Here is a 12185-nt window from a genome sequence, read left to right as displayed (position 1 = left end):
TTTAAATAAATTTACTTTTTTATTATGTAAGGGCTAATATGAATCCCTTTTAAAGAAAGCATAGCTATTGTTACTATAAAAAATTGAAAGGTCGAACGCAAAACTTTTGTCGTTCAACCTTTCATTAATACTAATTTAGTTAAACTAAATCCCAAAAAACCTTTAGTCTTTATCTTAGTAAGGAATTTAACAAAATATGGAATTTCATTGTGCCGATAGATAGGAAGATATTGTTACTTTTAATTAAATTTAATATCTATCAAATAATGTGATTTTTCACTATAATGAATCGTGCAGCTATATGTTCCTTCTTCTAAAAAAGAGAATTCCTCATAATTGGCTTCAACTGTTAAATTATTGACTAATACTTGAAAGATCGTGTCACTGCCAAATCTACCACCAATATTGTCCATCTTTACAATTTCACAGGAACCACTTGAAGATTGAGTTTGTCCATTCCTCACATTCATAATATCAATTATCCCTGATACACTTAGGTATATACAAATTAATGAGAAGATACTGAAAGTAACGATTACTGCTTTGAAATCTTTATGTTGTTTTTTTCTTTTAAAAAATATAACCATTATTACTAACGATACAATCAAACCAATGAAAGAAAAAAGTACTACATTTACAATTTCACTCATTTATCTCACCTACTTATCTATATTTTCTATATAACTTATTTACTTCACTACTTACCATATACCAAACACCACTTGCTTCTGCTCTAAAAAATGATAGAATTTGATTTTCAGTAAAGCCTCGTACACTTAATTTGTTCAAACCACGAATATTTGAGAGTAAATAAGTTATTCCTGCAAAGTGTCCTGCAAAAAATGCGCTTGTAATTTTAGACGTAATACCTGCAGCTTTCATTAGCTGGCTCGGGAGTCCCATTCCTATAGCACCTAGAGCGAATCCCTTCCCTAATCTAGCAATTACGGTCCATTTATTTACATGTGATCTGTAATTCTTTTTTCCGTATTTAGCTATTAAACCAGCATAGTACCCGATAACCTCTAAGATACCTCCTATTGCACCTCCAATTAATATTTGTGCCCAATCTCCATCAGGATCCACATTTATTACTGGATTATTATTTGCATAACTATAACCATTCAATGTTACAGGTTTCATTGTATTTCCACGCATAGAATCTAGTGATATGAATACACCATTATCAGGATTATAATAACGTGCCATTAAATAGTAGTGCTTTGTATCTTCATCATAACGATATCCAGCATAGCGATATGGATTGATAGAGTCCATATGATCTATACCACTTTGCGTTAAAATGTTACCCCATGCGTCATATGTGTAAGATGCTACAAGCTTACCACTTGCATCTGTCATCCCTAGTACATCACCACGATAGTTTGTAAGGTAATGATAAGACACGCCTTCGTAAATCATTGTGAGTGGGTGACCGTTATCATCGTAAACATAACTTTTAACTGCGTAGGAGCTTTTATCCTTTTCATAAAGAACGCGATTGCTATCTCCATCATAAGCATAGTAAATAGGTCCATTACTATCTTTACTATAGATTCTTCTTCCTTTTTCATCGTAGCCATATTCGGCAACAATAGTGCCAGTATTACTCTTTACTTTCGTCAGCTGATCAAATGCATTCCATTCATACGTATACTTTCCATCACTTGTTAAGTTTCCATCCGCATCGTACAAGTATTGCTGATTGTTTACATACGATATTTGATTCGCATCATTATATTGGTACGTAGTGGATTCCGTTTTCCCTGCATTTTTCACGCTTTTTGTAAGACGATTTCCAACCTCATCATACTTATAGTCCATTTGTGGACCATCAATATATGTCTCTTGCGTTAATTGGTTTAAGGCATCATAAGTGTAATTTACTTTATTAACAATGTTATTAATATTGTTGTTTGCATCATACTCATATGTGAACTTATTCCATTCAGATAAACTATCTGACGATAATGTCTCTTGTTGTAAACGGCCTTTTTGATAGACTTTTGATAATTTGCTACCGTTTGTGAAATTAGTATCTTTTAATTGTCCGGTAACATTGTCATAAGTAAATGTTGCAAGTGGATTGTCATTTAACTTTATCTGCTTAGTATTATAAGCATCGTCTGGTTCATATTCTAATGTATTATATCGTTTAAACCCTGGGAATGACAGTTTTGATAAATATTCATTACCTAAATATTCGTAGCTAATATCCCCGTCAATATCCCCTTTATCGATTGATTTTAATAATCCATTATCATAGTAGCTAATTCGTTTTAAAGTGGATTCATTTTCTCCATAAATTAGCTGATCGTCCCCATCTTTTGTATAACGCCACACTACTTTTCCATTAATAACAACTGTTGAACTAGGAGCTTCTTGGTCAATTTTATATTCAATACGATTTTTATTAGCAGTTTGAAGCAGGACTAACTCACCATTTTCATCATATTGATAAGAAGTTGTATTATTATTGGGATTTGTTTCTTTCGTAATTTGATTTTTACCATTAAATTCAAATGTTGTCGTAAAACCTTTTGCATTCGTTATCTTATTTAAATTGCCATTTCCATCATATTCATAGGCAGTTTTCTGCTGATTTGCATCGGTTACGGTTTCTAGTTCATTTTTCAAATTATATTGATACTTTGTTTCATTTAGCTTGCCGTCTTTAGATGATAAAATGTTGCCAGACAAATCCTGCACAGTAGTTGTCATGTTAGTAAATGCATCCGTATGGGTAATGACTTTTTGGGAATCCTTATAATTTGTTGCGTAATTTTCCCTAACCCCATCGGATGTCTCCATCCATTCTAAATCACCAAAGTTGTCGTATTTATAATTAGTCGTAGCAATACCTGAAGTAGATGGTATTTCTGACTTTGTTAAATTCCCTTTATCATACCAATACTTACTTACCTTATTTCCCGAATCCGTATGCGTCTCAACATTTTGGAATGCAGTATACGTATACGATTGCTTGTTGTTTTCCGCATCCGTTGTATTTAATAGATTACCGTTAACATCATATTCATTCGTCTGCAAAACTTTAGAAACACCATCAAAAGTCTCTGTTTCTTGCAAAAGGTTGTAGTTTTGATCGAGTTTATACGTTCTCTCCTCCCCAGAAGGAGAAATGATTTTTTCTACAACATAATTATTGTTAACAAAATATCTTGTTACACCTTGTTCTGGGTCGGTAATTGTTGCAACGCCCGTTGCTCGATCCAATGAATATTCTGTTTTCGGTTGATTTACAGTATCTTCAGTTGGTTCGTACACATATTTTAAATCTGCACCGTTGTATTCGAATTTTGTTCGTTTTTCATTTGCATCAACAATTGTCGTTAGAAATTTATTCGTGTACATAAATTGTGTTGTAGTTTTTGAAATTTTGTTATCCTTGCGGTCTTTCAACACATCTACATATTGTAAATAGCCATCTGTAGTATATCGATACGTAATTTGTTGGTCACCATAAGTCATTGTGCTAATTAAGCCATCTTTATCATAACCAAACTGAAGTTTTTTATTTAAGACATCCTTACCTAAATCCGTTGCAATCTCTGTCAATTTATTACTAGTATCATAAGAATAATTGATTTTATTATTGTTACGATCTATTTGAGTCGTAATATAAGCAACTTTTACATCTGTATCAGTTGTGGACTCACGAACTTTAAAAATTGTTTGGTTGCCGTATAAATCGTAAAGAGTAAATGTATCTTCTGTATTTTTCTTTATTTTGTCGTAATTACCGTAATCACCTTTATACTGGTTTGTTGGTGTGTCATAAGTGAAAACATGAATTGTACCGTCGGCATCTTTATACTGTAGTTGATTACCTTGACTACCTGTATTAATGAAAACCTTCTCATCACCAGTAAAGCTCCAGCCATAACCAAAAGCTGATTTTTCATAGTCCTTATTATTGTAAGTTCTAGTAAAAGTTAAGCTAGCATCAGCACGCCCTAAAATAAACATATCTTCATATTGTAAAATATTATTATTTGTTGTTAAGTTTACATAATTTGTACCATTCACCAATGGTCGTGAATCATAATCCCAGTAATCCTCTAAACCTAATCTTGCAGTTGTTTTATACGTAACTACTAGTTGAGGTTTGTATTTATTTAATGTTGATTGTTCACTACTAGCAAACTTTTTATAAATTTGTGTTGCTTCATTATCACCCTTTAATAGCAAACCATAGTTTGTAGACGGATTATTAATCCACCCTTGTACAACATTAAGTGGAACCTTCCAGTTAACCATTGCGTCTGCTATAGATGTTGGTGGTGTGCCAATATCCTTTACCTTACCAAGTTTATTACTTGAGAAATCTCCACCTGCAGTTTTCCATGTTGTGTATGGAGTTGTTTTGGCATAGGTCCAAGAAGCTTGATTTTCTTCCCATGTGCTTGTTACATTGTGTAAATTAATTGCAATAGGTGAATTATTATTTGTGGATGAAAACCATAAATTTAAATCAGCAGATACGATTGTTGTACTCGAAGGTACAGCACTTAAATCAAATTTTAATAAGCTCCTAACCGTATTGCCCCCTACTGCAGTCCCTACACCTAGTTCAAAGTCATTTCCACCAGTTTGTGTAGGTGCAGCGCTACGAATTGTCGTATCTTCCATGTTTGCTGAAGTCTATAGGCGCACAATCGCAGGATCAATCGTTATTGGGTATACACGGTCCTCACTATTTAACCAAGTAGCATCTGGTGCTAAGTAAACAAATAAATCTTGTCCAATTACTTCATAACTTAATGTTAATAAATAAGATTTTGCTTCTTCAGGAACTGATTGTATTTCATCAACACTTTGGTATCCTTCAGGTTTATAGCTATCATACATGTACGGTGCTTCAATTAAATATAAAGGAGCATTGGTAGTGGCATCCTTTAAATAAATGGTTTGGTTAACTTGTTCGACTTTTAACCCATCCACATTTACTTTATAAGTAAGCTTCTGCGGAAAACCACCCGTAGGCTTTTCACGATAAACAATATCTTCTTTTACACGATCAGAACCTATTGTGTAAATGACATCAGTATCCTCTAAAATATTCGGATATTTTATTGTATTGTCTTGTACAAGACCTTCTGTATTTCGAACTGGTTCTGTTATATTTGACTTCTTATGTTGGGCTGAAACTAGGCCAAAATCGATTTTACTCGTTTCATCAGTAATCGTGATGTTTTGTTGTGAAGAACTCGTAGCTTTATCAATCTCTATAGAGAAGTCATTCGCCTTATTCTTCACGGTTTGTCCATTCTTCGTTTCAACTAAATCATTATCGATGTCTTCCCATTTACCTTGTTCATTTTGAAAGTGAATAGGTTCTTGTGCAATCTCTGCGGTATACGTCCCATCCATATTATCGAACGTTTTTGCATTCTCCGTTCGCAACTCAACTAATTCAGTTGGCTTTTTTTGTTCATGCTTATTTTCTTCTTTGTTGTTTTTTGCGTCTGCGTGTAGCGTAAAATTCCCAAATGGAATATACGCTATAAAGAGCGCAAGTACAACGCTACAACTTAACCATTTTTTCCAAAATTCCTTCACTTACATTTCTCTCCTAAAAAATTATATATTTTTGATATTCTGTCCATAAATATCAAGAATTTATTTTATCAATGATTAATCCATAATAAAAAGGTAATATATAGTTACAATTTTTTAGATTAATTATGGTTGTATTGCCTTATATGAGAAATTACAAATGTAATTAGAAATGCATACCTCAATTTCCAGTTGACCATGTTTTGGCTCAAAGGATAAATTAGCCATTAAATTTGATAAGAACGTGTTAATTGAAGCTAGAAAAGTGTGACTATGAACGCTAATAAAAGTATGGTGTAATGAGCGGTTTTTTCTTTAACAAAAGGATACCTTAGCTTGTAAAACCCTAATTAATGAGTTTTCTAATCTAACAAGGTTTTTACAGTTGATGGTGAATCTGTTTCTAAATAGATTATTATATTTATAGAGGATTTCCAATAAAGTAAGAAATGAGGAATTTCATATGAAAGAGACTATAGTTGACAAGGCAAAGAGTATTTTAGAAGGAATTGAAATTGGATTTTTTGATACAGCTAAAAATTGGGATGAAGATAATTATGATGAGTATTATCAATACTTTTCAAATCCGGATTTCGAAGTTAGGAAGTATTCTCTTCTAATTTTTGCTGCTGGTTTGGGTAATTGGTTAATGGGCTCAAGCATTATCTTTCACCCAAATAAAAATCAAATATACAATTCGTCTAAAGACAGGATTTATAATGTTGAAGATTATGTTCGAACGTTTATTGATCATAGAGAGGCAATTAAACAAGAGTTTCCAATTTTATATAATGTAATAATAAATTATTTAATCCAGTTAAATAATACAGCACAATTTAGTTTAGTTGAAAAGCAATTGTACTTGGTACTTATAGAAGTGCTAACTGACTCAGGACTTGAAGAACATAAATATAACTTTAATGACCTATTAAGAGAAGTTGGGCTTCCTACTTTTTTTAAAGATTAAGGGTTATTCTGAATTTGGCGCCAATCCATTCTAAAACGTTTTTTCAACGTCTAGCCAATCGCCATGCACGTTACACCAAAAGAGCAATCCCGACTATTTTTGGAAATTGCCCTTTTTGGTATTGATGAATTTAATTTTCTACATCTACCATATGTGATGTGAAATTTTCGTTATGGATTCCTTCATGAACTGGTATGAAGATGCTTATCTGTTCGGTAGGTTCGACATCGTCATTAGCAACAGAGTGAACGACTCCTTTTGGAACTAGGAATGTGTCACCTTCTTTATAGGACTTCCATTCACCGTTTTGTAGGAGTTTTACTTTTCCTTTTGTAATATGAATCACTTCAGCCACGTCGTGATAATGGGGCAGTACGGCTCCGCCCACCTCAATGCGTTCTCTTAAGACCGAGCTGACACTTACACCTAGTTCATCCGCCTCTTTGGCACTTAGAAGCTCATGGTGATGGACTTTGCAGTGCTCTGTAAATGTATTCCACTTTAATTCATCACTAATTTTCACCTTCGTCTTTTTTTCGGTCATTCCAATCACTCCTTATATGATATTTTCATGTCCGTGCGATACTCGTTTAGTCGAAAATAACGGTACCTGTCCTTCCAAGGATTGCATCCTTTGCTTTATCTAGCGAGGTGATTATCGACTTTCTGCCTTGCTTGCCTCTGACGAATGAAATAGCTGCCTGGACTTTAGGAAGCATACTTCCAGGTGCAAAATGTCCTTCTCTAATCAATTTTTCCGCCTCGTCAACAGATAAATGATCAAGGTTTTGCTGATTCGGCTTACCAAAGTTGATCGCGATTTTTTCGACGGCTGTCAAAATGAACAAAAAGTCTGCATTCAACTCATCAGCTAAGCATCTACTTGCCAAATCTTTGTCAATGACCGCTTCCACGCCGATTAAGGAATGATTGTTTTCCTCGACTACTGGAATACCTCCGCCACCAACAGCAATGACAATGCGTCCTGCATTCACCAAGTCGTTAATAATATCTTTTTCAACGATTTTAATAGGAACAGGCGATGGAATAACCCGCCGATAGCCGCGGCCAGAATCCTCAATATAAATGTCACCTGTTTCAGCCATTAATCTTTGTGCCTCTTCTTTTGAATAAAAGGAACCAATCTGTTTTGTAGGATTTTGAAAGGCGTGATCGTTCTTATCAACCACCACCTGACTGACAATCGTTGCGACTGATTTATTGATGGAGCGCTTTAACAGTTCTTCTTGGATTGCATTTTGCAAATGGTAGCCTATATACCCTTGGCTCATTGCCACGCACTCAGCAAATGGCATGCTGGAAATGCTAGCATGTTCCTTCGAGCTTTTTTCAAATGCAAGATTAATAGAACCGACTTGCGGCCCGTTTCCATGGGCAATCACTACATCATGGCCTTGTTCAATTAAATCGACAATCGGTTTTGCCGCACCGTGTACTAATTGCTGCTGTTCCTGGGGCGTAGAACCAAGAGCGTTTCCTCCAAGCGCTATTAAGATTCTACTCATTTACAGCGCCCTCTCCATAAACTTCATAGAAACGAAGGAAGCCTTTTTCGAAGCATTCCATAGGAGGATGGACGATACCAGCGCCAATTTGCCCGATTCCAGCTACTTTATGTGCTATACCTGTATTAATGACTGGAAGAATGTTTGTTTCAATTACTTTTTTAACATCAATTCCAAAGGCAGCTCCGCGAAAGTTTAAAGTGGGAATGGAATAATTGCTATTTTCACTTACCGTAATTTCATACATTTGCTCGCTATATTGAATTGCGTCTTTTACCTCGCCTCCAACAAATTGAACAATTGCAGGGGAACCGCCCATCGCAAATCCGCCAATTCCCATCGTCTCTGTAATGGCACTATCTCCTAGATCTCTAGTTGCCTCCTCCTTAGAGTACCCTGGGAAAAATAAACCTTTAATGTAGTTTGCGGGTGCTGTAAACCATTCTGTTTTTCCTAACCCACTAATGCAAATGCCAAATTCTACACCATTTCTGGCCATTGTCGTGACAACAGTGGAATAAGGAACGCCATGCCCTGCATCAAGTGCAGCTTTACATGCTGGCATGGACAGATTTAAGAAATAGTGTTCATTGTTTTGGATAAAACGCAAAACCTCTCTTAATGTGTCAGTCTCGATATCGATCTGCATGAAATAATCAGCAATCTCTCGGTAGAAAAGACTTGTTGCCGCCTTATTGCGATTATGGCATTCATCCCCCATATGAAGTGCTTGAGCAGTGATGGATTTCAAATCAATACCACCTGTTAGCACAAGAGCCTTTTTCAATGCAGGGGCAAAAACATCGCGCAGCCACTTTAGCCGATCAATTACTTCGCTGGAAAAAGCACCAAAACGCAATACTTTGCCTAGACCTTCATTAATCGAACAATAGGCTCTATTTCCATGTGTTCTGTTTTCAATGACATGCACTGGCATGGATGGCGAGACGATGCCCGCCATCGGCCCAACTGTTGAATGCTCATTGCATGAGCCAAATTCAATTTCTCCTGTATTAATTAATGCTCTTGCTTCTTCCTCGTTCGCTGCCATTCCTTCGAAAATGAGCGCTCCGATAATTGCACCTTGCATTGGACCAGCCATGTTTTCCCAGGCGATAGGAGGTCCAGAGTGCAGTATTTTTTTGCTGTGCATACTTGGAATGACATCGATAGCCTGCTCAATATCGATTAAGAAAGGATGAGCATCCTTAATGCGTTGAATGGCTTCCTTGTTTGCCTTTTCTACTCTTTCATTGTCCTGAAAGAAATCTAATGCTTTGAGTAGTTGAATATTGCCTCCTGCTGGTGGCTGCCAGTCCACTTGAATTGTTTCGATGCCCTGCAGATCTAAATCTTCTTTAAATTTGGACGTTCCGATGTTCATTACTCGTAATGGCTGATTAAAAAGCTCATTTAGCGTACTCAATTTAATTGACCTCCTTTTGCACAAACATTGCTGCAATTCTCGTTGCCATTTCATTGCTGTCAGCCACATAAACACCAACAGATTGAAGTTTCTTTTGCTGCTGCTGATAATCTTGCTTATCTTTAGAAGTTCCGCAAATATAGGCAACGACTGGCAAGTACCTTCCTGCCTGTGCTGCCTCATCCCTTGCTAATTTAATCGTATTTAGCGTCACACCTACTGGATCTTCATGAGCACCAAATCCCAATTCAAAGTCCAATAACAAGACAGCGGTTTTTGGGTCTTTTGCTTCTTGAAGAATTCGTTCATTTCTAAGTGAGGGTTCTATCATCGGATGAGGTTTACCTTTTGTAAATTCGTCATCTCCCATATCCAGCAACGTGTGGCCTACACTATAGGTAATATCGCTAAGTTTCTCTTCCGCTTTTTTAGCTACATTGCTTTTGACAGTTTTTCCTGTAGATCGGATAATGGACAATGCTTCTGCCGTCAGCGTACCGCCGCAAAATAATCCGCGAATGTCCTGTTGGGAATCATCTAATTTTGCTTTTTTTGCAGTGATCCATCTTTGCACACCATCCGTAATTTCAGTGTCAATTACTGCTTGTGGATCGAGCAATTTAACAGACTTGCGGGCAGCATCAATTAATGTTGGTGAAAAAGTTGCTCCTGCTGCCTCTACTGCTTTTGCATCTCCATCCAGGAAGCAGACTACTACTGGTTTTTTACATTTTTTCACTGCTGCAAGAATTTTGTCCTGAACACTTGGAGCAGGCGGCTTGGAAATTAATGTGATGACCTTCGTATTCTCATCATTCTCCAATGCTTTAAGCCCTTGAAGCATCATAATACCACCGATTGATTCATGGAGATCGCGCCCCCCTGTGCCAATCGCTTGTGTAATGCCAAACCCGAGGCGGTCGATTTGCACTGTCACTTCTTGTAGCCCAGTACCAGAAGCTGCGACTAAACCAATGCCTCCTTCGCTTACTTTATTCGCAAAGCAAAGTCCGCTGCGATTAATAATTGCTGTCCCGCAATCTGGTCCCATGACAAATAACCCATTATCTCTTCCTATTTCCTTCAACACTTTTTCATCTTCGATACTCACATTGTCACTGAACAGCATGACGTGCATGCCTTTCTTTAAAGCTTGATTCGCTACGCGTGCAGCATATTTCCCAGGAACAGAGATAATTGCCATATTAGCGCTGGGCATAAGATGCAATGCAGTATTTATTGTTTTCGCTGTTTGATTATTTTCTTTCCCTTTCTTTTCCTTCTTAGCTGTTAATTCCGTATAGATGAGCTCCATCACTTCCTCTGCACGCTCATCTGTATCTGTAATCAAGGCAATAATCAAATCATTTGCCGTTGCTACTTTTGCCTCATCTGTCAGCAGTCCAATGTTTGCCAGCAAATCTTTGTTCATTTGGGTCGCCATCGAGATAACTGCTTGTTCGACACCCTCGATACTATTCATTTTGCTGGACAGTGACATTAGCGTTACCGAATCATGATAGGCGTTCCTTTCTATCAATACTTTAGATGCCATTATGTATTTCCTCCTTATGGTCTATAAGCTGTTGGTATGCCACGCTGACACCAGTCAACATATCCGTCCCAGAGGTAGATCCAATTTTTAACACTCGCTGTAAATGAGGAATTGGATTACTATCCATGTTGTCCAATACATCTAGCAAGGCTTCATTAAGCTGCCCCTCCAAGCATTGCTTTAACATAAAATAGCTAACGGTGGTTGTTCTTCCTTTCAACTTCTGTAGCCACTCGGCGCTGCAGCATTCAACTCTCTTATATAGAGGGGCTTCAAAATACTTCCAAGTTGCCAGCAGCCCTGTTAGAAAATCATCGCCTGCTGGCGTCAGCCCGATTCCAAGACCCGCAAACTTTAATAAAAACGTATCGAGCTTATTTCCCTTTATTTCCCTATTTAGCTGATTTAACCCCTCCAGGAAAGAGGAAAAGTAGAAATCCTTCCGTGTGGCAGTAGAAACTTCCCAATCTGGATAAGTAAAACTTTTCCATGCTGGAAAAATCCCTCCCGTTGCTCCGTTGTGTAGAATGAAATGGTTCAATAGTGACAAGTGGTAACAAGTTGGCTCTTGCTTAGCCTGACAGCAAGGCTTAATACCTCTGTTCCAAAGCACCGCCTTTGAAAAATCCCATTGCCAATCGCTAATTTTCAAAAGATTATAATCTACTAAATAAATTTCTTTAGTCGACTTTAAAGCTGAACACATTTCAGAAAAAAGATCATTTTCTAAGGTTTTCATCATTCCTGGTGATTGAATCACCTCATTCTTTGCCAAAGAAAATAGCATATTGCCATCATTGGTTATAAGATTGACCACCTTATCAAAAATACTGTGGATTGCTCCGATTTGTTCGCCAATCGCTTGGTGTCGTAACCATTCAAGCAGACGGCCGTCCATTTGATTGATTTTACATGTATTTGTTCTGACCATTGATATCACCAAATTTATAAGTTTAAACAAATAAAAAGATTGAGAATTGTCCTCCCTTGAAAGCTTGATATATTTTTCGTCTTGTAGCAGAAGGAATTTTGGAGCTAAATGGGGCATGCAGTAGACATGAAAATTGAGCATGCCCTCAAAAGCTTTATTCAACATTAGGAAATTTCATAGATTTATCTGGTGGAAAGTTGCTT

Annotated in this window: 9 protein-coding genes; 1 reads left to right on the top strand and 8 read right to left on the bottom strand. The window is 36.8% G+C overall.

Going from position 1 to position 12185, the window contains the following annotated elements; genetic code table 11:
• Positions 1–239 precede the first annotated feature (239 nt).
• From ACIQ1H_RS05820 to ACIQ1H_RS05810, 3 genes are read right to left on the bottom strand one after another with little or no spacing between them, the layout of a single operon-like run.
• The gene (locus ACIQ1H_RS05820; protein WP_402887219.1) at positions 240–650 is read right to left on the bottom strand and encodes a hypothetical protein; all 411 of its coding nucleotides are present in this window, start codon (positions 648–650) and stop codon (positions 240–242) included.
• A 13-nt stretch (positions 651–663) separates the two neighbouring features.
• Positions 664–4650, bottom strand: a complete 3987-nt coding sequence (locus ACIQ1H_RS05815) for a DNRLRE domain-containing protein (RefSeq protein ID WP_402887218.1) — start codon at positions 4648–4650, stop codon at positions 664–666.
• Between the two features lie 12 nt (positions 4651–4662).
• A complete protein-coding gene (locus tag ACIQ1H_RS05810) occupies positions 4663–5580 on the bottom strand; it encodes a hypothetical protein (RefSeq protein ID WP_402887216.1) in 918 nt (305 codons plus the stop codon).
• Positions 5581–6040: 460 nt separating this feature from the next.
• Between ACIQ1H_RS05810 and ACIQ1H_RS05805 the strand changes: the two genes are divergently transcribed.
• On the top strand, positions 6041–6544 hold the full coding sequence (locus ACIQ1H_RS05805) for a hypothetical protein (RefSeq protein ID WP_402887214.1): 504 nt from the start codon (positions 6041–6043) through the stop codon (positions 6542–6544).
• Positions 6545–6674: 130 nt separating this feature from the next.
• On the opposite strand, the gene ACIQ1H_RS05800 is transcribed toward ACIQ1H_RS05805, so the two are convergent.
• The 5 genes from ACIQ1H_RS05800 to ACIQ1H_RS05780 are packed head-to-tail and all read right to left on the bottom strand — an operon-like array spanning position 6675 to position 12147.
• A complete protein-coding gene (locus ACIQ1H_RS05800) occupies positions 6675–7088 on the bottom strand; it encodes a cupin domain-containing protein (RefSeq protein WP_402887212.1) in 414 nt (137 codons plus the stop codon).
• A 46-nt stretch (positions 7089–7134) separates the two neighbouring features.
• The gene (arcC, locus tag ACIQ1H_RS05795) at positions 7135–8070 is read right to left on the bottom strand and encodes a carbamate kinase (RefSeq protein WP_340824451.1); all 936 of its coding nucleotides are present in this window, start codon (positions 8068–8070) and stop codon (positions 7135–7137) included.
• Positions 8063–9496 carry a YlbE family protein gene (locus ACIQ1H_RS05790; RefSeq protein WP_402887210.1) on the bottom strand — a complete coding sequence of 478 codons (1434 nt, stop codon included), beginning with the start codon at positions 9494–9496 and terminating at the stop codon, positions 8063–8065. Before ACIQ1H_RS05790 ends, arcC begins: the two co-directional genes overlap by 8 nt.
• Before the next feature lies 1 nt (position 9497).
• Positions 9498–11051: an acyl-CoA synthetase FdrA gene (gene fdrA / locus ACIQ1H_RS05785; RefSeq protein WP_402887208.1), complete on the bottom strand. Its 1554-nt coding sequence runs from the start codon at positions 11049–11051 to the stop codon at positions 9498–9500.
• Entirely contained in the window at positions 11041–12147 is a 1107-nt protein-coding gene (locus ACIQ1H_RS05780; RefSeq protein ID WP_402887207.1) for an oxamate carbamoyltransferase subunit AllH family protein, read from the bottom strand. The genes fdrA and ACIQ1H_RS05780 overlap by 11 nt, the downstream gene beginning before the upstream one ends.
• Between the last annotated feature and the right edge of the window lie 38 nt (positions 12148–12185).

Origin of the sequence: Lysinibacillus sp. NPDC097279 (assembly GCF_044761745.1) — a bacterium.
In the GTDB taxonomy this organism is placed as follows: Bacteria; Bacillota; Bacilli; order Bacillales_A; family Planococcaceae; genus Lysinibacillus.
The sequence above is the reverse complement of the archived record's forward strand: the minus strand, read 5'-3'. Positions and strand labels throughout refer to the sequence as shown.